We start from the raw sequence: 22,783 nt of genomic DNA on the forward strand, positions 1-22,783 counted from the left end.
CGTGCCGTGCGGACGCTCCGGCGTCCCCTCCGAGCGCGGGAAGAACTCGTACCAGGAGCCGTACAGCGCCCGCTCCCGCTCCACCAGCAGGGGCAGCGTCTCCGACTCGGTCACCAGCTCCCGCACCGGATGGCGGGCCAGGACGGTGTCCACGTCGGGGTCCAGGGCGGCCGCCAGCCGGGAGGCGGCCGGGCGGGACTCGTCGCGCAGGGCGTCGACGGCGGCGAGCAGGACGTCCCGTTTCGCCCGGGTCCCGGCGTCCGCCTCGGGCAGTGCGGCGGCGGCGCGCTCGTAGAGCCGGGCGCCCTCCTCCAGCACCAGATCGGTGTCGATGCCCGCCGGGATCTTGATGCGCGCGTGGTGCCGCCAGGTGCTGACCGGGTCGCCCCAGGCCTGAACGGTGTACGTCCAGCGGCCCGGCGCGTCCGGGGTGACGTCGGCGCCCCAGCGGTCGGTGCCGGGGGCCAGCTCGCGCATCGGCGTCCAGGGGCCGGGACGGCCGTCGGGATCGCGCAGCACGACGTTGGCGGCGACGGCGTCGTGGCCCTCGCGGAACACCGTGGCCGAGACCTGGAAGGTCTCCCCGGTGACCGCCTTGGCGGGCCGGCGGCCGCCCTGGACGACAGGCCGGACGTCGAGTACGGGTATGCGCCCCACGGCGGTCCCGTCACCCGCGGAGGATCGCTCCGGGGCCGGCGGTCCGGCGCTGGGACGCACGGAGGGTGGTGCTGCGGTGCGAGGGGGTGTCGGGGGTGCTGACGAGTGGTGCGTGGCGGGCATGACCGCTCCTGTCCGCATCAACGAGGGTGGGCGGATGGATGTGGGGAGGTGGGTCCTGCGACTTACGGGGTGGATGGTGCCGGGTACTGCGGGGCCTGCCGGGAGCCGGGCGCGCCGGGGCGCGGCCCGGCGGGCGGATGCCGGGGTCGGGCGCGTCGCACGGCGTGCTCTCGTCGTACGGCGCGCTCTGGTCGTACGGATCGTTGTACCGGAGGAGCCTTCCCACCCTATTCGGGTGAGCAATCCGGCCCGTTGTTAACTGCTCGCGCGTATGAATTCACAAAGTCCGACCTCGTCCGGGCGGCAGTTCCGCGGGGCGCGGGACCCGCGGGAACCTGTCCGGTGAACCGGCGCCCCGGCCGGACATCTTGCCGTTCGTGGCCCTCCGACCAGCGCTCGTTCCATCGTGAGCGGACAGGGCCCTCGGCTGTGCGGCACGGTACGGCGCGACCGCGCCGGCCGCGCGCGGCGCCGCCACGACGCACCGGAAGAGGTCGCGCGCCCCGTACCGCTCGTGCGGCCCGCGACGTGCTGGACGCACCTGGGGCGAACGGACCGAGCCCCGAGCCGTGCGGGGAGGAGGCGACGCGGGCCTCTTCGCGGTCGGTCGCGCCGGCGGTGATCGCCTGCCGAGACGACACCTACGCCGATCACACGTCCGGGCCATGGTCCGAGTTCCCCTCCTCGACTCGGCGCACGACGACGGTGCCGGGTGCGCCCCTCGCAGCCTCTCCTGCGGCGCGAAGTGTCACAAGGTGGCCCGCGGGGGTGGAATCGGCCATAAAGGGGCGCACTCGGGGGCTCCGGGGCGCCGGTCAGGGCGTCCGGGTGAGCCGGGCGGGGCGACCGGATCGTACGGCGGGGCGTGGGAAGCCCCGTCGAGGGCCGAAGTACGGGCCCGGCGGCGGCGGCCTCCAGCAAGTCCGGCGCCGACGCCGGTACCGTCATGAGAGACGTTGACGCACACTGCCGTGCGCCCACTCCTCACGCACGCCGAGGTGGAATGTGAAGGCGATCCGTCGATTCACTGTCCGACCCCTTCTCCCCGAACCCCTCCGGCCGCTCAGTGACCTCGCGCGCAATCTGCGCTGGTCATGGCACGCGGAAACCCGTGAACTCTTCCGGTCCGTCGACCCCGAACACTGGGCGGCCGCGGGCGGCGACCCCGTACGGCTGCTCGGCGGCGTACGTGCCGCACGCCTCCGGGAACTGGCCGAGGACCGCCACTTCCTGAGCCGGCTGACCGCCGCCGCCGACGACCTGCACGCCTATGTGACCGGCGACCGCTGGTACCAGGAACAGTCCGCCGACCTGCCCTCCGCCGTCGCCTACTTCTCCCCGGAGTTCGGCGTCACCGCCGCCCTGCCCCAGTACTCCGGCGGCCTCGGCATCCTCGCCGGCGACCACCTGAAGGCCGCCAGCGACCTGGGCGTCCCCCTCATCGGGGTCGGGCTGCTCTACCGGCACGGATACTTCCGCCAGACGCTCTCCCGCGACGGCTGGCAGCAGGAGCACTATCCCGTCCTCGACCCCAACGAACTGCCGGTGACCCAGCTGAAGGAGGACGACGGCACGCCCGCCCAGGTCTCCCTCGCCCTTCCCGGCGGAAAACAACTGCACGCCCGGATCTGGCTGGCCCAGGTCGGCCGGGTACCGCTGCTGATGCTCGACTCCGACGTCGAGGAGAACGACCTCGGCGAACGCGGGGTGACCGACCGGCTCTACGGCGGCGGCAGCGAACACCGGCTGCTCCAGGAGATGCTCCTCGGCATAGGGGGTGTCCGGGCGGTACGCACGTACTGCCGGCTGACCGGACACGCCGCGCCCGAGGTCTTCCACACCAACGAGGGGCACGCCGGGTTCCTCGGCGTGGAACGGATCGCCGAGCTGTGCGACGAGGGGCTCGACTTCGACTCCGCCCTGGAGGCGGTCCGCGGCGGAACGGTCTTCACCACGCACACCCCCGTACCGGCCGGCATCGACCGCTTCGACCGCGAACTGGTCGCCCGGCACTTCGGACCCGGCGCGGAACTCCCGCGCATCGACGTCGGCCGCATCCTCGACCTGGGCATGGAGACCTATCCGGGCGGCCAACCCAACCTCTTCAACATGGCCGTGATGGGCCTGCGCCTCGCCCAGCGCGCCAACGGCGTCTCCCTCCTGCACGGCCAGGTCAGCCGGGAGATGTTCGCCGGCCTGTGGCCCGGGTTCGACCCCGAGGAAGTCCCGATCACCTCCGTCACCAACGGCGTGCACGCCCCGACCTGGGTGGCCCCCGAGGTGCTCCGGCTGGGCGCCCGGGAGACCGGCGCCCCGCGCGCCGAGGACGCGCTGAGCGCCGGCGACTCCGACCGCTGGAACTCCGTCGCCGGGATCGCCGACCAGGACATCTGGGACCTCCGCCGCGACCTGCGCGAACAGCTCGTCGTGGAGGTACGGCGGCGGCTGCGCGCCTCCTGGCGGCAGCGCGGCGCGGGCACGGCCGAGCTGGGCTGGATCGACGGCGTGCTCGACCCCGACGTCCTCACCATCGGGTTCGCGCGCCGCGTCCCGTCGTACAAGCGGCTCACCCTGATGCTGCGGGACCGGGACCGGCTGATGGACCTGCTCCTGCACCCCGAGCGGCCCGTCCAGATCGTCGTCGCCGGCAAGGCGCACCCCGCGGACGACGGCGGCAAGCGCCTCGTCCAGGAACTCGTCCGGTTCGCCGACGACCCCCGCGTCCGCCACCGCATCGTCTTCCTCCCCGACTACGGCATGGCCATGGCGCAGAAGCTGTACCCCGGCTGCGACATCTGGCTGAACAATCCGCTGCGCCCGCTGGAGGCCTGCGGCACCTCCGGCATGAAGGCGGCGCTCAACGGCTGCCTCAACCTCTCCGTCCTGGACGGCTGGTGGGACGAGTGGTTCCAGCCCGACTTCGGCTGGGCCATCCCCACCGCCGACGGCTCCGGCACCGACGCCGACCACCGTGACGACATCGAGGCGGCGGCGCTGTACGACCTGCTGGAACAGCGCGTCACCCCGCGCTTCTACGAGCGCGGCCAAGGCGGGCTGCCCGACCGCTGGATCGAGATGGTCCGCCAGACCATCACCCTCCTCGGCCCGAAGGTGCTGGCCGGCCGTATGGTCCGCGAGTACGTCGAACGGCTCTACACCCCGGCGGCCCAGGCCCACCGCGCACTCGACCCGGACACGGCCCGCGACCTGGCGACCTGGAAGGCGAGGGTGCGCGCCGCCTGGCACGCCGTCGCCGTCGACCACGTCGAGACCTCCGCGGCCGCCCCGACCGCCGAACTCGGCACGACGCTGGCCCTGCGGGTCCGCCTGCGGCTGGGGGAACTCACTCCCGACGACGTCGAGGTCCAGGCCGTCTCCGGCCGCGTCGACGCGGAGGACCGGATCACGGACGGCACGGCGGTCCCCCTGAAACCCCTGGGCGGCCCCGACCTGGAGGGCCGCTGGGTCTACGAGGGCCCCCTCTCCCTCGACCGCACGGGCCCCTACGGCTACACGGTCCGCATCCTGCCGGACCACCCGCTGCTCGCCTCGGGGGCGGAGTTGGGGTTGGTCGCGGGGCCTTCGGAGGAGCTGGTGGAGGGGGCGGGGGTGCTGATGCGGTAAGGGGGGTGACGTGAGGTGAGGGCGGGTCCTACGGTGCGTGTGGTCGCCGTGGGGCCCGTTCCGTACTGCCTGGATGCCTACGGTGTGTTCGCGCAGGGTGAGCACTTCGGCGCCGGCCTTCGAGACGTCCCACGACATCGACGGAGCCCGCAAGACCACCGAGGAGCCCGCGGTCGAGCCCTTTCGTGACCGGAAGGACGACCGCCCATCTGGCGAAGTCACTGCGCGACGTGTCCTCAGTGGCCACGGGGAGGTGCGGAAGTGCCACGGGCCGCAGGGTCGCGCCGCGCACTTCCGCTCGAGGGCGGCAGGCTCGGCGGAAGGCGGGAAGTGGCATGTATGCGCAGGTGTACATCACTGCACCTGATCGAATGCAAACAGGTGAGCCGCCGGACGCCCCTCCCTGCTACTCCTTCGGGCCCGCCGTGACCAGCCCCCGCAGCACCGCCCCGCACCTGCGGGCGTAGGCCTGCTGCAACTGCCGTGTCGCGGGGCCGCCCGCTCGGGCGTACCACTTGGCCGGTCGGCTGAACGCCGACACCGTCAGCCAGACCGTGCCGTCGCCCGTGCGGTCGACGACGAAGGACTCCTCGCCGGATTCCGGGTGGCCCGCCAGTGTGCCGTACGCCCAGCCGGCGCGGCGGCGTTCCTCCATCGTCCAGACGACGCGGCAGGGCGCCTTGATGACGCCGCCCAGGGTGACCGTGACATCCACATCGGGGGCCGCGCGGTCGGCGCTCGCCTCGATGCCGACGCCGAGGGTGCGGTGCATCTCCCAGGTGAGGACCGCCTCGGCGGCGCGGCGGAAGACCTGCTCGCCCTCGCCGAGGCGCGTGCGCACGCGCAGGGCGTGGAAGCCGGGCGGGCAGAAGCCGGGCTCGCGCGTGGCGCCGACGTCCTCGTACGTGAAGTCCCCAACTGACATGGGACCCAAGAGTAGGGCGGCACCCGGAACGCCTTCCTCCCGGGTGCCGCCCCATGTCCGTCGAGCGATCAGGCGACGTTGACCGCCGTCCAGGCGGCCGCGACCGCCTTGTACTCCGTGCTGGTGGAGCCGTACAGCGCGGACGCCGCGCTCAGGGTCGCCGTGCGGGCGCCCGCGTACGTGGTCGTCGACGTCATGTACGACGTCAGCGCCTTGTACCAGATCTGGACCGCCTTGGCGCGGCCGATGCCGGTGACCGTCGAGCCGTTGTAGGTCGGGGAGTTGTAGCTCACCCCGTTGATCGTCTTCGAGCCGCTGCCCTCGGAGAGGAGGTAGAAGAAGTGGTTCGCGGGCCCGGACGAGTAGTGCACGTCCAGGTTCTTCAGCGACGAGGACCAGTAGTTGGCCGAGCCGCCGTCCTTGCTCGGCTGGTCCATGTAGCGCAGCGGGGTGCCGTCGCCGTTGATGTTGATCTTCTCGCCGATGAGGTAGTCACCGGGGTCCGAGGAGTTCGCCGCGTAGAACTCGACCGCCGTGCCGAAGATGTCGGACGTGGCCTCGTTCAGGCCGCCGGACTCGCCGGAGTAGTTCAGGCCCGCCGTGTTCGAGGTGACGCCGTGGGTCATCTCGTGGCCGGCCACGTCCAGCGAGGTCAGCGGGTGCGTGTTGCTCGTGCCGTCGCCGTACGTCATGCAGAAGCAGCTGTCGTCCCAGAAGGCGTTGACGTAGGCGTTGCCGTAGTGGACGCGGGAGTACGCGGCCACGCCGTTGTTCTTGATGCCGTTGCGGTTGAAGGTGTTCTTGTAGAAGTCCCAGGTGGTCTGGGCGCCGTAGGCCGCGTCGACCGCCGCCGTCTGGTCCGAGGTGGAGCTCGAGGCCGCGCCGGTGCCCCAGGCGTTGTCGGCGTCGGTGAACAGCGTGCCCGCCGAACTGGTCGTGCTGCGCGCCTTGTTGTACGTCTTGTGGCCGCCGCGCGAGGTGTCGTACAGCTGGTACGTCGAGCCGGACAGAGCCGTGCCGAGGGTGACCGTGCCGGAGTAGAGGCTCTTGCCGGTGCCGGTCTCGATGCCCTGGTACTCGTACAGCTTCTCGCCGGAGGCCGCGTCGGTGATGACGTGCAGCTCGTTGGGGGTGCCGTCCTCCTGGAGGCCGCCGACGACGGTCTCGTAGGCCAGGACCGGCTTGCTGCCGTTGCCCGCCCAGATCACCTTGCGGGGTGCCTGAGAGGCCTCCGTGTCGTCGGAGCCCGCCGCCTTCGCCAGCGACAGCGCCTGGCTCTCGGCCTTGCCGGCGGCGACGGCCGGGGTGGTCGAGGCGACCTTGATGGTGGCGTTCGTCGCCTTGGTGACGCCCTTGCTCGCGCCGGTGGCCGACTCGTGGACGACCAGGTCGCCGCCGAGGACCGGCAGGCCCGCGTAGGTGCGCTCGTAGCGGGTGTGGACCGTGCCGTCGGCGTCCTTGACGACGTCGCGGACGACCAGCTTCTCCTGGGCGCCGAGGCCTATCTCCTGCGCGGTCGAGCCGGCGTCCGCCTGCTTGTCCTGGATCAGGGCGGTACGGACGGCCGGGGCCAGCGTGGTCGGGACGGCGAGAGGCTTCGCGGCCGTCGCGTCGGTGGGGGTCTGGGCGGCGGCGCTGCCGGAGGTGAGTCCGGTCGTGACGAGGGCTCCGGCCGCGACGGCGGTCGCGATGGCCAGGGTGGTGCGCTTGTGACGCGCGTAGAGGGAGGTCACACAAGCTCCTTGGGTGTGGGGGGTGTCCGGGCGGCTTGGGGTGCCGGCCGTGACGGCTGTGAAGTTGTGCGGCGGGTGACAGGAAGAGTGGCATCCGGGTCGCGTACATGTCAGGACCCCAAAGTGATGTTGGCCGAAAATCGACCAACCAGTGAACATTGCCGCCATGTGAACGGACGTGACCTCGGTCAAAGGCCGACAGGGAGCGGGTAATCCGCCGGCAAAAAGAGGACGCCGCCCCGGGGCCGAAGCTCCGGGGCGGCGTCCTGCGGGTGGGGGGTGGGCTCGGGTGCGGCCCCCTGGCGGCGACCTACGGGAAGGTCAGCTTCCAGCTGTTGATGTAGCCGGTGTCCGCGGCCGCGTTGTCCTGGACCCGCAAGGTCCAGACACCGTTGGCGACTTCGGACGACGCGTTCACCGTGTACGTGGTGTTGATGTTGTCCGCGCTCCCGCCGGTGCCGTACGCCTTCAGCGTGTACGCCGTGCCGTCGGGGGCGAGCAGCTGCACCTGGAGGTCACCGATGTAGGTGTGGACGATGTCGACCGCCACCGCGAGGTTCGACGGCGCGTTGCCCGTCCGGCCGGAGACGGTGATCGGCGAGGTGACCGCCGCGCCGTTGTCCGGAATCGATACGTCGGTGGTGCTCTCGAAGGAGGTGCCGCCACCGCCGCCACCGGGCCGCGCGCCGACCGCGATGGCCGCCCACGCGTTCTGCACCGCCGTGTACTCGGCGCTCGTCGTGCCGTACAGCTCACCGGTCGCCGCGAGCGTGCCGGTGCGGGCCGCGGCGTAGTTGGTGGTCGAGGTGAACTTCGTGGTCAGCGCGCGGAACCAGATCTTCTCCGCCTTGGCCCGGCCGATGCCGGTCACCGGCAGCCCGTCCGAGGTGGGCGAGTTGTACGTGACACCGTTGATGGTCTTGGTGCCGCTGCCCTCGCTCAGCAGGTAGAAGAAGTGGTTCGCCGGGCCCGAGGAGTAGTGCACGTCGATCGAGCCGAGGCCGGAGTACCAGCTGTCCTTGGACGAGCCGTCCTTGCTCGGCTTGTCCATGTAGCGCAGCGGCGTGCCGTCGCCGTTGATGTTGATCTCCTCGCCGATGAGGTAGTCACCGATGTCGGAGGAGTTGTTGGCGTAGAACTCGACGGTCGAGCCGAAGATGTCCGACGTCGCCTCGTTCAGTCCGCCGGACTCGCCGCTGTAGTTGAGCCCGGCCGTGTTGGAGGTGAGCCCGTGGGTCATCTCGTGCGCGGCCACGTCGATCGACGTCAGCGGGTTGGCGTTGCCGGAGCCGTCGCCGTACGTCATGCAGAAGCAGCTGTCCGACCAGAACGCGTTCACGTAGTTGTTGCCGTAGTGGACGCGGGAGTACGCGCCGACCCCGTCGCCGCGGATGCCGGAACGCCCGTGCACGTTCTTGTAGTAGTCCCAGGTCAGCTGGGCGCCGTAGGCGGCGTCGGCGCCGGCCGACTCCAGGTTCGACGGGCTGCCGTTGCCCCAGACGTCGTCGGGGCCGGAGAAGAGGGTGCCGGTGCCGGAGGTGCCGCGGTTGAGGTTGTAGGTCTTGTGACCGCCGCGGGTGCCGTCGGTGAGGTTGTACGTCGACCCGGACTGCGTGCTGCCGATGGTGACCTGGCCGCTGTACACCGTGTTGCCGGTCCCGGTCTCGATGGCTTCCCACTCGTACAGCTTGGCGCCCGTGGTGGCGTCCGTGACGACGTGCAGTTCCTGCGGGGTGCCGTCGTGCTGGAACCCGCCGACGACCGTCTCGTAGGCCACGGTCGGCGTGCCGTTCGCGGCCCAGATCACCTTCCGGGGCGCGCGGTTGACGTCGGGGTTCTTGGCGCCCTCCGCCTTCGCCGCCGACAGCGCCTGGGCCTCGGCCTTGGCCGCGGGCACCTTGGCCGTGGTGGTGGCCGGCTTGATGGCCGCGCGAGTGGCCTTGACCACGGACTCCGTCGCACCGGCCGGGGTGCTCTCGACCACCAGGTCGCCGCCGAGGACCGGCAGGCCCGCGTAGGTGCGCTCGTAGCGGGTGTGGACCGTGCCGTCGGCGTCCTTGACGACGTCCCGGACGACGAGCGCCTCCTTGGCGCCCAGGCCCAGTTCCCTGGCCTGCTGCGCCTTGCCGGCGTTCGCGTCGCGGATCAGCTCGGCGCGCTGGGCGGGGGTGAGGCGGACCGACTCGGAGCCCGGTATCGCCTGGCCGACCGCGCGCGGTGACTGCTCGGGGGCGGCCGTCGCGGCGCCGGACTGCACGGCGGCGGCGATGAGCGCGGAGACGCCGACGAGGGCGAAGGCCGCGGCTCTCCGGGAGGGGGTGTGGGAGGTGCGTCTGCGAGAGGGACTGCTGCTCAACACTGACTCCTTCTGCGCGGCCGCGGGTCACGCGGCCGGGGGAGACCGCACGGCGGGTGGGCCGCGCGGGCACAACTAGGGCCGTACGCAGAACGGGTGAAGCTGTGGGGTTGCTGTGCAGTAGCAGTGGGAAGAGTGGCAGCCGACAGCGCTATCTGTCAGGAGCGCGTCAGGAAGTTGGCCGGAAAACGGTTCGTTGTCCGGGAGTTCATGTTCGATATACGGATCCGATCACGGCGGGTCGCCCCGCTGCCGTACGGGAGGTCCTCCACGTCCCGCCGCTCCCCGTGCCACGTGCCCCACAGCGCCGCGTACCCCCCGCCCGTGTGCACCAGCTCCTCGGGCGTGCCGAGTTCGGTCACCCGGCCGTTCTCCATCACGGCCACCCGGTCCGCGTCGTGCGCGGTGTCAGCCGGTGGGCGATGGCGATGACCGTGCGGCCCTGTGCGGCCACGGGGACCGGCATCCGGTGTGCGGGTCGCGCCGGGCGGGCTGACCGTGCCGGCCGGCGCGCGGCCCACGCACAGCGCCGCAGGACCCGCGGGCGCGTCGGCGGTGCAGGACGTGGCGATGGTCCGCACGTCGCCGACGCCGATCGTGACGACCTCCCCGGCCCCGATCCGGCGCGGCAGCGCGGCGCCCAGCCGGACCGCGTGCCTGACGACCACCTTCACCGTGCGGAAGTCGGCGTCCATGCGCAGCCGGGTCATCGTGCGGTGCCGCATGATGCTCACCCAGGAGTTGAACGCCCCACCAGGAAGAACGCGGCCGTCCAGCCCGCCAGCGCGGCGGTGTCACCGCGTTCCAGGTCGTCGTCGACCGCCTTCGACATCAGGTAGGGCACGACCGCCATCAGCACCATCCAGACGCTGGCCGGCACCGCTCCCGCCAGCGCCCGACCAGGCTGCCGACAGGTCAGCCACCACAGGTACGACCAGCCTCCCCGGCAGTCGGGCGTGCCGGGGTCGGCGTGGACGTCGATCGGCAGCCTCCGCGTCCGTCCGGCCCTCAGGCGAGACTGTCCCGCCAGGCGCGGTGCAGGTCGGCGAACCGGCCGGCACCCGCGACGAGTTCGTCCGGGGTGCCGTCCTCCACGATCCGTCCGTGCTCCATCACGAGCACCCGGTCGGCGACCTCCACGGTCGACAGCCGGTGCGCGATCACCACCGCCGTACGGCCCTTCAGCACCGTCGCCATCGCCGCCTGCACGGCCCGTTCGCCGGGCACGTCGAGCGAGCTGGTCGCCTCGTCGAGGATCAACACCGCCGGATCCGCGAGCAACGCCCGTGCGAACGCCACGAGTTGGCGCTGTCCGGCGGAGATGCGGCCGCCGCGCCTGCGGACGTCCGTGTCATAGCCGTCGGGCAGGGCGCTGATGAACTCGTGCGCGCCGAGCGCCTTCGCCGCCCGCTCGATGTCCTCCCGGCTCGCGTCCGGCCGCCCGATCGCGATGTTCTCGGCGACCGTGCCGGAGAACAGGAACGCCTCCTGCGTCACCATGACCACCCCGCGCCGCAGTTCGGCCGTCGCCAGGTCGCGCAGGTCGACGCCGTCGAGGAGGACCCGGCCCGCCGTCGGGTCGTAGAAGCGGGCGAGGAGCTTGGCCAGGGTGGACTTCCCGGCGCCGGTCGTGCCGACCACGGCGACGGTCTGCCCGGCGGGCAGGGTGAGGTCGAGGCGGGGCAGCACCTCGCCGCCGGTGCGGTAGCCGAAGCCGACACCGTCGAAGACGACCTCGCGGCCCGGCATGCCCGACCGGCGGGCCGGAAGCTCCCGGGGCGCGGTCGGCTCGGGCACGGACGGCTCCTGGGCCAGCAGCCCCGCGATCTTCTCCAGGGAGGCCGCCGCCGACTGGTAGGAGTTGAGGAACATGCCGAGCCGGTCGATGGGGTCGTACAGCCGCCGCAGATACAGCACCGCCGCGGCCAGCACGCCCAGCGCCAGCGAGCCGTCCGCCACCCGCTGGGCGCCCCACAGCACGATCAGCGCGACGGCGGTGTTGGCGACCAGCCGGGAGCCGACGACGTACCGGGCCATCTCCAGGAGCGCGTCGCCGTTGGTCCGCTCGTGGCGCTGGTTGAGGACCCGGAAATCGGCCTCGTTGGCGGCCTCGCGGCGGAAGGCACGCACCGGCCGGATGCCGTTCACCGTCTCCACGAACTTCACGATCACCGCCGCGATGGCGCTCGACCGCGCCGTGAACACCCGCCCCGCGCGCCGCTGGTACGCGCGGACGAGGAGGTACAGCGGCCCGAACGACGCCACCGCCACCGCGCCGAGACCCAGGTCCAGCCAGAGCAGCATCGCCGAGATGAACAGGAAGGACAGGACGACCGTCACCAGCTCCTGGAGGCCCTCGCTGAGCAGTTCGCGCAGCGACTCCACATCGGTGGTGGAACGGGAGATGAGCCGGCCCGAGGTGTAGCGCTCGTGGAAGTCGATGCTCAGTGCCTGCGCGTGCCGGAAGATCCGCCCGCGCAGATCCAGCAGTACGTCCTGGTTGACGCGGGCGGACGCGATCAGGAACGCGTACTGGAGCCCGCCGCCGGCCAGCGCGCACCCCAGATAGCCGACGCCCACCGCGACCAGCGGCCCCAGGTCGTCCTCCCGGAACGCCGGCACGGCACGGTCGATGGCGTACGCCACCAGCAGCGGGCCCGCCTGCACGGCCGCCTGCTGGAGCAGCAGCAGGAACGTGGTGAGGGCGACGCGGCCCTTCATCGGCGCGAGCAGTGAGCGCAGCAGTGTGCCGGTGGCGCCCGGCGGGGTGGGCAGGACGTCCCGGTCGAAGGCGTCGGCCTGCTCCTTTTCGGCCGTCAGGTCCTGGTCGGCCGCGGCGGTGGGGGAGGCGGTCGTGGGCGCGGTCATCGGCGGTCGGCCTCCTGGTCCCCGGACATCAGATGGGCGTACTCGGCGCTGGTGCGGAGCAGCTCGTGGTGCGTGCCCACGGCGGTGACGCGGCCGCCGGACAGCAGGGCGACGCGGTCGGCGAGCAGCACGGTGGACGGCCGGTGGGCCACGATCAGCGCGGTCGTGTCGGCGAGGACGCGGCGCAGCGCGGCCTCCACGGCGGCCTCCGTGTGGACGTCCAGTGCGGACAGCGGGTCGTCGAGCACGAGGAACCGGGGCCGGCCCACGACCGCCCGCGCCAGCGCGAGGCGCTGCCGCTGCCCGCCGGACAGGCTCAGCCCCTGCTCACCGACCTGGGTCCGGGTGCCCTGTGGCAGGGCGTGCACGAACTCGGCCTGCGCGACGGCCAGGGCCCGCTCCAGGTCGCCGTCGTCCGCGTGACCGCCGGCGCCCATCAGCACGTTCTCCCCGACGCTCGCGGAGAACAGCGTCGGCTCCTCGAACGCGACGGCGACCCTCGCGCGCAGCTCCTCGCGGGGCATCGCGGTGATGTCCTCCCCGTCGAGCGTGATGCGCCCGGAGGTCACCTCGTGCAGTCGGGGCACGAGCGCGGTGAGCGTCGTCTTCCCACTCCCGGTGGCCCCCACGAGTGCCATGGACTCCCCGGGCCGGATGTGCAGGTCGACCCGGTCCAGAACGGGAGGGGAACCGGGCTCTGCGTCGGGGTAACGGAAGGTGACACCGTGGAAGCGCAGGCCGTCGCCTCCCGGTGCCGGGTCCGGTGCCGCCGCACGCTGCTTCGTGTCGACGGACGATTCCGGCTCCGCGTCCATCACCTCGAAGTACCGTTCCGTCGCCGTCGCCGCCTCCTGGCTCATCGCCAGCAGGAAGCCGATGGAGTCCACCGGCCAGCGCAGGGCCAGTGCCGTGGAGAGGAAGGCGACCAGCGTTCCCGCGGACAGCTCGCCGTCCGCCACCTGCACCGTTCCCAGCACCAGCGCGGCGCCGATCGCCAGCTCGGGCAGGGTCACGATGACCGCCCAGATCGTCGCCAGCAGCCGCGCCTTGTGCAGTTCCGTCCCGCGCAGCGCGGAGGACAGCTCGCGGAACGCCCGCGCCTGGCTGCGGTGCCGGCCGAATCCCTTGATGATCCGGATGCCGAGGACGCTCTCCTCGACGACCGTCGTCAGGTCGCCCACCTGGTCCTGGGCGCTTCGCGCCACGCGCGCGTACCGGTTCTCGAAGATCACGCACATGACCATCACGGGGATCGCGGGTCCGAGGACGACCAGCCCGAGCGACCAGTCCTGAAGCAGCATGATCGTCACGCCGACGAGGATCGTCACTCCGTTGACCAGCAGGAACGTCAGCGGGAAGGCGAGGAACATGCGCAGCAGCATCAGATCGGTGGTGCCCCGCGACAGCAGCTGCCCGGACGCCCACCGGTCGTGGAAGGCCACCGGCAGCCGTTGCAGATGCCGGTACAGATCGGCCCGCATCTCCGCCTCGACATGTGACAGCGGTCGAGCCACCAGCCAGCGCCGCAACCCGAACAGGACCGCCTCGGCGATCCCGAGCAGCAGCAGGTACGACGCGCCGAGCCGGACGCCCGCCGGGTCCCGGTCCGCGACCGGCCCGTCCACCAACCACTTCAGCACCAGCGGGATCACCAGTCCCGTGCAGGAGGCGACGACCGCGACGGCCGCGGCGGTGAACAACCGCACCCGGACGGGCCGCACATACGGCCACAGGCGCAGCAGCGTCCGTACGGCGGAACGATCCTTGGTGGGTGCATGTGTCGTGGGCATCAGTGGCGAGCCTACGGATCGCCACTGACGACGCCCACCGAGTTTCGGCCGGACCGGGCTCGGTCTTCAGACCTACGACCTGCGCGTTCGAGCCCGCGAACCGGGCGGGGCGGGGACCGGTCGCAGGGCCGACGTCATCCCATCGGCCGAAAGGACCGGCCGGTCAGCGGTCGGCCACCCGCATCTCGAACCAGGTCGTCTTGCCGCGCGGCAGCAGGTCGACGCCCCAGCGGTCGGACAGCTTGTCGACGAGGAACAGTCCCCGGCCGCTGACGTCCGTCTCCTGGACCGGCATCAGGCAGGGCAGCCCTCGTGAGGGGTCTCGGACTTCGACGCGGATCCAGCCGCGCCGCCTGCGCATGCGCAGCCCGAAGACGCGGGCACCGGTGTGGCGGACGGCGTTGCCGACGAGTTCCGAGACGAGCAGGACGGCGTCCTCGGTCATCTTGGGGGTGAGCTGCCAGCGCCGGAGGACGACGACCTGGGTGAGGCGCCGGGCCGTGGCGGCGGATTCGGGGCGGGACGGCAGCTGGACCTCGGCGTCCGTGGGATCGCCGAACAACTCGAGTGCCTTGAGCGCCTGTTCGTCCTCGACCGCAGGCGACCAGCGTGCCGCGGCCACACGCCCGTGCCCCCGCGGCGGTTCGATACCCTCCAGCCCCGCCATTGCCCCATCATGGCGGCCCAAGGCGTCGCGCGGGGCCGTTCCGGGGGAATGCGCCCCCCGGAAGCCCTCATTCCGCCCTCATCGGCAACCCTGCGCCAGAGGCGGTCAGGGGCCTGGTGCAGCCTCGCTGAGCAGCGTCGACGTCTCATCCGCAGGTGATTGCCGAGGTCCCTCGCCGCGGCAGGCTCAAGGTCGCCTCAAGCCCCCCGTGAACCGCCCCATCGAGGGACCCGGCCCGCGACCGGGACGAGCCCCGGAGGCGGGCCGGGACGAGACACCCCGTCAATCGCAAGCAGTCGCAGCGGGATTCGACGGGACGAGTCTCACAACGGCCTCGTCCCGAACGCGCCGGAAACGCGGCCTACTGGAACTTCGCCTTGCCCGGCCCTTCCTTCACGAAGCTGCGCATGCCGATCTCCCGGTCGGGGGTCGCGAACAGGCCCGCGAACCAGTTCCGCTCCACCGCGAGGCCGGTCTCGATGTCCGTCTCCAGACCGGTGTCGATCGACTCCTTGGCCGCCCGCAGCGCGATCGCCGGACCCTGCGCCAGCTTCGCCGCCCACGCGTGCGCCTGCGCGTACACCTCGGCGGCCGGGACCACCCGGTCCACCAGGCCCAGCCTCAGCGCCTCGTCCGCCTTCACCGTCCGTCCGGTGAAGATCAGGTCCTTCGCCTTGGACGGGCCGATGAGCCGGGACAGCCGCTGGGTGCCACCCGCGCCCGGGATCAGACCGAGCAGGATCTCCGGCTGGCCCAGCTTCGCGTCGTCGGCGGCGATCCGGAAGTCCGCGCAGAGCGCCAGCTCGCAGCCGCCGCCCAGCGCGTATCCGGTCACGGCCGCCACCACCGGCTTGGGGATGCGGGCCACCGCCGTGAAGGCGTCCTGGAGGGCTCGGGCGCGCAGGACCATCGCCGTGTGGTCCATGGGCTGCATCTCCTTGATGTCCGCGCCCGCCGCGAACACCTTCTCGCCGCCGTACACGACGACGGCCCGCACGTCGTCACGGCGGCCCGCCTCCTCGGCGAGTTCCTTGAGCCGGTCCTGCGTGGCGACGTTCAGCGCGTTCATGGGCGGGCGGTCCAGGCGCAGCGTGCCGACGCCCTCGGCGACTTCGAGATTCACGGTCATGCCAGCAGGTTAACGGCGACTAACGGGACCGGGTTCGGTGTGGTCGGTCACAGGCGGCTGGGGGTGTGGGGGTCGCCCCCCAGGGGGTGCCGCACGGCGACTGACGACGGCGGGCCCGGTGCCGTGGGTCACGGCACCGGGCCCGCCGCGCGCGGAACCTACTTGGTCCACTCCGCCCACGGGATGTTCCAGCCGTTGAGGCCGTTGGCCGGGTTGACCGTCGGGTCGGTGGAGTTCTTCACGACCACCACGTCACCGGTCATCGAGTGGTTGAAGAACCAGGCGGCCGGTACGCCGCTGTCGTAGCCGCCGCGCACGTCCCGCAGGCCGATGCAGCCGTGGCTGGCGTTGTAGTTGCCGAAGGCGTCGCCGCCCCAGTAGTTGCCGTGCACGAAGGTGCCGGAGTCGGTGAGCCGCATGGCGTGCGGGACGTCCTTGATGTCGTACTCACCGTCGTAGCCGACCGTGTCGCCGTTCATGCGGGTCACCGTGAACTTCTCACTGATGACCATCTGGCCGTTCCAGGTGGCGTAGCCGGCCTTGCCGGTGGTGACCGGGATGGTCTTGACGACCTTGCCCTCCTGCATGACCTGCATGGTGTGCTTCTTGGCGTCCACGACGGACACCTGGTCGCGGCCGATGGTGAAGGACACCGTCTTGGACTGCTCGCCGTAGACGCCCTTGCGGCCCTCGACGCCGTCGAGGTTCAGTTCCACCGTCACCTTGGTGCCGGCCTTCCAGTACTTCTCGGGCCGGAAGTCGAGGCGGTCGTTGCCGAACCAGTGGCCCTGGACGTCGACGGCCGGGACCGTCTTGATCCTGATGGCCTTCTCGACGTCGTCCGGCGCGGTGATGCCCCGCGTGAAGCGCACCGAGAACGGCATGCCGACACCGACGGTGGAGCCGTCCTCAGGCGTGAAGGTCCCGACGAAGGTGTTCTCCGGCGTCAGCGTGGTGAAGGACGCGTCCTCGGCGGCCGTACGGCCCTCGGAGTCCTTCGCGACCGCGTGCACCTGGTACTTGGTGGCGGCGGCCAGATGCGTGCTCGGCGTCCAGCCGGCGCCGTCCGCCGAGATCGTGCCGTCGACCTTCACGCCCTCGGCGTCCTTGACGACGACCTCGGTCAGCTTGCCCTTGGCGGCCGTCACCTTGAGGGCGCCGTCGGTGTCGACCGACTTGGCGCCGTCCTCGGGAGCGATCGAGACGACCGCCTCCGACTGCCCGCTCGCCGCGGTCGCGGCGCCCGCGCCCTTGTCGTCCTTCGTCTTCTCCGAGCCGGAGGCCCCGCCGCCGCAGGCCGTGAGGGCCAGCAGCAGTCCTCCGGCGATCAGCGCCACCCGCTTGTCACGGCCGCGTGGGCGCCCGCCAACCGATGCCCCCGATATCGGTCGCACGTTCAAGTTCGTTCTCCCCTCCCCCGGGCCCTTGAGGCCCGCACGCAGGCACGTCCGCTGCGCTGCGCGCATATTAACCACATGGTCAGGGGCCCTGGTGACCCCGGAATGTCACCGTTCAGTCCCAACTTGGACCATGGGCGGAGAGGGGAGCGGGAAGGGACAGTCGAAGGTCAGTTCACCGCGCTGCCGGCGCTCCATTCCTCCCAGTTCATGTTCCAGCCACCGAGCCCGTTGTCGGGCGCGACCGTCTTGTCCTCGCTGCGGACCACCTCGACGACGTCCCCGACGAGACTGCGGTCGAAGAACCAGCCCGCGGGCGTGTCCGCGCCGCCGCCCTTCACGTCCCTGAGGCCCACGCAGCCGTGGCTGAGGTTGACCCGCCCGAAGGCCTCGGGCGACGCCCAGTAGTTGCCGTGCAGGAAGGTGCCGGACTCGGTGAGCCGCATGGCGTGGGGCACGTCCGGGATGTCGTACTCGCCCTTGCCGTTCTTCTTCTTGAAGCCGACCGTGGCGCCGTCCATCCGGGTCAGCTCGAGCATCTCCGTGACGACCATCTTGCCGTTGTACGTCGTCGTCTTCGGGGCCCCGGCGGTGATGGGCACGGTGGCGAGCAGCTCGCCCTCGCGCCTCACCTGCATGGTGTGGTCGGCGGCGTCGACGAGGGAGACCTGGTGGCGGCCGACGCTGAAGGAGAACGTGCGGTACTGGAGCCCGTAGACGCCGGGCGCGCCCTCGACGTCGCGCAGGCGCAGGGAGACGGTGACGCGGGTGCCGGGCTTCCAGTAGTGCTCGGGGCGGAAGTCGAGCCGGGAGGTGCCGAACCAGTGCGGGCGGACCTCGACGGCCGGCTCCGCGGTCACGTGCACGGCGCGCTCGACGGCGGCACGGTTCTCGATCTCCCGGTTGAACTCCAGGGACACGATCATCCCGGTGCCGACCGTTGCCCGGTTCTCCGGCGTGACGTACCCGATGAAGCGCTCCTCGGGGACGTACGTCGTGAACGTGGTGTGCCGGGCCGAGCGGTGCCCGTCCCCGTCCACCGCGACCGCGTCGACGGTGTAGCGGGCGGCGAGCGCGAGCCGGTCGTCCCGCGGAGCCCACTCGCGGCCGTCCGCGGAGATCCGCCCCGGCACCGCGACCTCCTGCGCGTCCTGCGATGTGCGGACCCGCACCGACTCCAGGCGCCCGTCCGGCACCCGGACCCGCAGCGCCTGGCCGGGGCGCACCTCCCTGCTGCCGTCCCGCGGGGTGACCCGGATGGCGTCCCCGGACCCCGGGGGTCCGCCCGGCGCACGGTCGAGCCCGTTCCTGCCGTCCCCGCTGCATCCGGCGGCTCCCGCCAGCAGTCCTGCCCATGTCAGTACGGCGGCCAGTGCGACCACCGCGCGCCGTGCGCGCCCAGTTACGTGCCTCACGCGGTGCCCAACGACGGGCCCCGCTCCGGGAAACGTGAGTGCGAGGCACGCGCTGGGCAGAACAGGGGGGAGGACGACGCCGAGGGGAGCAGCGGTCGGGCCGCCGCACGCCCCGGACCCGCGTCGTGCCATGAGCCGCGGGAGGCTGAACGGTGTCCAGCGCAGCCGAACAGGAGGCGGTGGCGAAGGCGCGCCCCGCCGCGTCCGCCGTCGTGAACGGGGCACCTCGCAGGACGCCCGGCGTACCCGTGTGGCCGGGCGCGTCCACGCCGCTCGGCGCCCGCTTCCGGGTCGGCCCCGACGGAGTCGCCGGCACCAACTTCGCCCTGTGGGCGGGCGGCGCGGAGGCCGTCGAGCTGTGCCTCTTCGACGAACAGGGCCGTGAGACCCGTGCACGGCTGACCGAACTCACGCACGAGATCTGGCACGGCTTCGTGCCCGGCGTGATGCCCGGTCAGCGCTACGGCTATCGGGTGCACGGCCGCTGGGACCCGTGGACCGGCGCCCGCTGGAACCCGGCGAAGCTGCTCCTCGACCCGTACGCCCGCGCCGTGGACGGCGAGTTCGGCCTGCCGCCCGAGGTGTACGGGCACGTCCGCGACTGGCCCCAGCAGCAGGTCGCCGACACCGTCCGCGACGAACGGGACTCCGCGCCGCACGTCCCCAAGGGCGTCGTCGTCCACGACGACGACGACTGGGCCGACGACCGCCGGCCCAAGACCCCCTGGGCCGACTCGGTCATCTACGAGCTGCACGTGCGCGGCTTCACCATGCGGCATCCCGGCGTCCCGGAGGAACTGCGCGGTACCTACGCCGGTCTGGCGCACCCGGCGGCGGTCGAGCACCTGGTGAACCTGGGCGTCACGGCCGTCGAGCTGCTCCCGGTCCACCAGTTCGCCCACGAGGACCACCTGTTGCGCAGGGGACTGCGCAACTACTGGGGCTACAACTCGGTCGGCTACTTCGCCCCGCACGCCGGATACGCCTCCGCCGGGACGACCGGCGGACAGGTCGGCGAGTTCAAGAGGATGGTGCGCGCGCTGCACGCGGCCGGCATCGAGGTCATCCTCGACGTGGTCTACAACCACACCGCGGAGGCGGGCGAGCTGGGACCGACGCTGTCGTTGAAGGGAATCGACAACCGCGGCTACTACCGGTTGCAGTCGGACGCCCGCCGGTACGCCGACTACACGGGCTGCGGCAACACCCTGCACGTGGTCCAGCCGCACGTGCTGCGCCTCATCACCGACTCGCTGCGCTACTGGGTGACGGAGATGGGCGTCGACGGCTTCCGCTTCGACCTGGCCGCCGCCCTGGCCCGCTCCATGCACGACGTGGACATGCTGTCGCCGTTCCTCGCGGTGATCGCGCAGGACCCGGTGCTGCGGCGGGTGAAGCTGATCGCGGAACCCTGGGACGTCGGGTCGGGCGGCTACCAGGTGGGCGCGTTCCCCCCGCTGTGGACCGAGTGGAACGACCGCTACCGCAACGCCGTACGCGACTTCTGGCGGCACGCCCTGCCGGACGTCCGTGAGATGGGCTACCGCCTGTCGGGTTCGAGCGACCTGTACGCCTGGGGCGGCCGTCGCCCCTACGCCTCCGTCAACTTCGTCACGGCCCACGACGGGTTCACCCTCCGCGACCTCGTCTCCTACGAGCGCAAGCACAACGAGGCGAACGGGGAGGGCAACCGGGACGGCACGGACGACAACCGCGCCTGGAACTGCGGGACCGAGGGCGAGACGGACGACGAGCGGGTCCGGGCGCTACGGCGGCGGCAGCTGCGCAACCTCATGACCACGCTGCTGCTGTCGACGGGGGTGCCGATGCTGGTGGCGGGCGACGAACTGGGCCGCACCCAGCGCGGCAACAACAACGCGTACTGCCAGGACAACGAGATCAGCTGGCTGGACTGGACCCTGCTGGAGGACCCCGGCTGGAAGGGCCTGTACGACCTGACCGCCCGCCTGATCGCCCTGCGCCACCGGCATCCCGTCCTGCGCCGCCGGGCGTTCTTCTCCGGCCGGGCCCACTCGGCGGACGGCCTGCGGGACCTGGCCTGGTTCACGGCGCGCGGCACCGAGATGACGGAACGGGACTGGTACGCGCCCGCGGCCACGCTCGGCATGTATCTCTCCGGGCGGGACATCCCGGGCCGCGACGAACGGGGCGCCCCGATCACGGACGACAGCTTCCTCGCCCTCCTGCACGCGGGGGACCGCCCTGCCGACTTCGTCCTGCCGGGCCCGCCGTGGGCCGACCGCTACGAGGTCGTGGTGGACACCTCCCGCGAGGACCAGGGGGCCGCTCCGGCGGTCATACACCGGGCGGGGGCCGGGGTGACGATCCCGGCCCGCTCGGTCCTCCTGCTCAAGGTGACGTCCTGACGGCGTCCCGCCTGGAGAACATGAGCGGCCGCGAGAGCGACCCGCCCGTCGGGGCCCGGCACCGACCGACCCCGCTAGCGGGCGGTGAGGAGCGCCTCGGCCCCCACCGGGGTGTATCCCGCCGCCTGGAACGCCCGCATGCTGCGGGCGTTGCCCGGCGAGATCTGCGCCCACACCGGCTCGCCGCCGGCCAGCTGCCGGGCCGCCGTCACCAGGGCCCGCCCCAGCCCACGGTGCCGTACGTCCTCGTCGACCTCGACGGCGACCTCCAGCCGCCCGCCGATCCCGCGGCCCAGGACCAGCACCCCGCCGTCCGCCGCCCACACCCGCACGTCGTCGCGCCGCCTGCGCGAGCTGACCACCCGCGGATGGTCCGGGTCGTCGATCTCCGTGAGCCGCACCTCGGGCCCGCCCGCGAGCGGGGAGCCCACCACCATCGCGTCCACGGTGTCCGTCCGGCGGCCCGTGCGGTCCATGAACGCCGTCAGGAAGCGGGCGTTCATCGTCGCGGCCAGCGCGTCGCAGTCGGTCGCGCGCAGCGTCGCGTGCACCCACTCCGGGTCCTCGTCGGTGAACACGACCGAGTGCGCGGTGAAGGACAGCACGCCCGCGTCCCGCCCGCAGTCCTGGGCCACGACCGTCGTACGGCCGTCCGCGGGCGGGAACACGCCCCGCGCCGCCGCGTCGAGAATGTCCCGCAACGTCTCCACAGCGCTCCCTGCCGCTTCTTGAGTCTCCACCCGCTGGAAGGCCCAGACTCACACACATGACCGACGACGGCACCGGGCTTCTCACCATCGGCGAGCTGGCCAGGACCACCGGCCTGACCGTGCGCACCATCCGTTACTGGTCCGACGAGGGCGTCCTGACCCCCGTCACCCGCAGCGCGGGCGGCTACCGGCTCTACGACGCCGGGTCCGCCGCCCGCCTGGAGCTGATCCGCACCCTGCGCGAGCTGGGCCTCGGCCTGGACGCCGTGCGCCGGGTGCTGACCGGGGAGACCACGGTCGCGCGGGTCGCGGCGACCCACGTGAGTGCCCTGGACGCGCAGATCAGGTCGCTGAAGGTGACCCGCGCGGTGCTGTCGACCGTGGCACGACGCGGCTCGACCGCTGAGGAGACGACCCTGATGAACAAGCTGGCACGACTGTCGGCCGCCGAGCGACGGCGGATCGTCGAGGAGTTCCTGGCGGAGATCTTCGACGGCCTGGACACGGCCGACCCCGACATCCGTACCCGGCTGCGGCTCCACGCCACCGAGCTGCCCGACGACCCCACGCCCGAACAGGTCGACGCGTGGGTGGAGCTGGCGGAGCTGATCCAGGACCCGCGGTTCCGCACCCTGATGCGCGGGATGGTCGAGTTCAACGCGGCCGACCGCGGGCCGGAGGTGCCCGCGGGCACCTCCCTGTGGTTCGTGAGCCGGCTGATCCAGCTCGCCGGTGAGGCCCTGCGCGACGGCGTCACCCCCGGCTCCCCGGAGGCCGACGGCGTTCTGAGCGGCCTTCTCGGCGACGCCGACCGGGCCGCCGTCCTGGACCGGCTCACCGCGGCTGCCAACGTCCGGGTCGCCCGTTACCGGGAGTTGTCGGCCGTCCTGAACGGTACGGAACCCGCCGCGGGGTACGAGCGGGAGTTCGCCTGGGTGGTGGCGGCGCTGCGCGCTCACCCGGACCGTTAATCTGACCTGCGTCAGTACGACGGCAACGCAG

14 protein-coding genes and 1 pseudogene are annotated in these 22,783 nt (G+C 72.1%); 3 read left to right on the forward strand and 12 right to left on the reverse strand.

Annotated features, from left to right (window positions below; genetic code table 11):
* Positions 1 to 780, reverse strand: a 780-nt coding sequence (locus ACZ5Y0_RS32245) for a maltotransferase domain-containing protein (protein WP_469132201.1), incomplete at its 3' end; no start/stop codon positions are given.
* 1,005 nt (positions 781 to 1,785) lie between these two features.
* Here ACZ5Y0_RS32245 and ACZ5Y0_RS32250 point away from each other — a divergent pair.
* Complete coding sequence (locus tag ACZ5Y0_RS32250; RefSeq protein ID WP_469132202.1) at positions 1,786 to 4,404, forward strand: glycosyltransferase family 1 protein; 2,619 nt, start codon at positions 1,786 to 1,788, stop codon at positions 4,402 to 4,404.
* Between the two features lie 406 nt (positions 4,405 to 4,810).
* Here the strand turns inward: ACZ5Y0_RS32250 and ACZ5Y0_RS32255 are convergent, their stop codons facing one another.
* The 10 genes and pseudogenes from ACZ5Y0_RS32255 to ACZ5Y0_RS32300 form a co-directional block, all read right to left on the reverse strand.
* Positions 4,811 to 5,329: a DUF1990 domain-containing protein gene (locus ACZ5Y0_RS32255; protein WP_469132203.1), complete on the reverse strand. Its 519-nt coding sequence runs from the start codon at positions 5,327 to 5,329 to the stop codon at positions 4,811 to 4,813.
* 68 nt (positions 5,330 to 5,397) lie between these two features.
* On the reverse strand, positions 5,398 to 7,062 hold the full coding sequence (locus tag ACZ5Y0_RS32260) for a M4 family metallopeptidase (protein ID WP_469132204.1): 1,665 nt from the start codon (positions 7,060 to 7,062) through the stop codon (positions 5,398 to 5,400).
* Between the two features lie 310 nt (positions 7,063 to 7,372).
* The gene (locus tag ACZ5Y0_RS32265) at positions 7,373 to 9,418 is read right to left on the reverse strand and encodes a M4 family metallopeptidase (RefSeq protein WP_469132205.1); all 2,046 of its coding nucleotides are present in this window, start codon (positions 9,416 to 9,418) and stop codon (positions 7,373 to 7,375) included.
* Between the two features lie 500 nt (positions 9,419 to 9,918).
* Positions 9,919 to 10,406: pseudogene (locus tag ACZ5Y0_RS32270) on the reverse strand (ABC transporter ATP-binding protein); the annotation flags it as partial.
* Between the two features lie 20 nt (positions 10,407 to 10,426).
* On the reverse strand, positions 10,427 to 12,286 hold the full coding sequence (locus tag ACZ5Y0_RS32275; protein WP_469132206.1) for an ABC transporter ATP-binding protein: 1,860 nt from the start codon (positions 12,284 to 12,286) through the stop codon (positions 10,427 to 10,429).
* Entirely contained in the window at positions 12,283 to 14,076 is a 1,794-nt protein-coding gene (locus ACZ5Y0_RS32280; RefSeq protein WP_469132207.1) for an ABC transporter ATP-binding protein, read from the reverse strand. The genes ACZ5Y0_RS32275 and ACZ5Y0_RS32280 overlap by 4 nt, the downstream gene beginning before the upstream one ends.
* Positions 14,077 to 14,239: 163 nt before the next feature.
* Complete coding sequence (locus ACZ5Y0_RS32285; RefSeq protein ID WP_469132208.1) at positions 14,240 to 14,743, reverse strand: ATP-binding protein; 504 nt, start codon at positions 14,741 to 14,743, stop codon at positions 14,240 to 14,242.
* A 361-nt stretch (positions 14,744 to 15,104) separates the two neighbouring features.
* A complete protein-coding gene (locus tag ACZ5Y0_RS32290) occupies positions 15,105 to 15,872 on the reverse strand; it encodes an enoyl-CoA hydratase/isomerase family protein (protein WP_469132209.1) in 768 nt (255 codons plus the stop codon).
* Positions 15,873 to 16,030: 158 nt separating this feature from the next.
* Positions 16,031 to 17,272, reverse strand: a complete 1,242-nt coding sequence (locus tag ACZ5Y0_RS32295) for a L,D-transpeptidase (protein ID WP_469132210.1) — start codon at positions 17,270 to 17,272, stop codon at positions 16,031 to 16,033.
* A 167-nt stretch (positions 17,273 to 17,439) separates the two neighbouring features.
* Positions 17,440 to 18,684, reverse strand: a complete 1,245-nt coding sequence (locus ACZ5Y0_RS32300; RefSeq protein ID WP_469132211.1) for a L,D-transpeptidase — start codon at positions 18,682 to 18,684, stop codon at positions 17,440 to 17,442.
* A gap of 152 nt (positions 18,685 to 18,836) precedes the next feature.
* On the opposite strand from ACZ5Y0_RS32300, the gene glgX reads away from it, so the two are divergent.
* The gene (gene glgX / locus ACZ5Y0_RS32305; protein WP_469132212.1) at positions 18,837 to 21,071 is read left to right on the forward strand and encodes a glycogen debranching protein GlgX; all 2,235 of its coding nucleotides are present in this window, start codon (positions 18,837 to 18,839) and stop codon (positions 21,069 to 21,071) included.
* 74 nt (positions 21,072 to 21,145) lie between these two features.
* Here glgX and ACZ5Y0_RS32310 read toward each other — a convergent pair whose 3' ends face one another.
* Entirely contained in the window at positions 21,146 to 21,781 is a 636-nt protein-coding gene (locus ACZ5Y0_RS32310) for a GNAT family N-acetyltransferase (RefSeq protein ID WP_469132213.1), read from the reverse strand.
* 56 nt (positions 21,782 to 21,837) lie between these two features.
* On the opposite strand from ACZ5Y0_RS32310, the gene ACZ5Y0_RS32315 reads away from it, so the two are divergent.
* Entirely contained in the window at positions 21,838 to 22,752 is a 915-nt protein-coding gene (locus ACZ5Y0_RS32315) for a helix-turn-helix domain-containing protein (RefSeq protein WP_469132214.1), read from the forward strand.
* Positions 22,753 to 22,783: the final 31 nt, after the last annotated feature.

It is taken from the genome of Streptomyces sp. NPDC033216, from assembly GCF_055577115.1.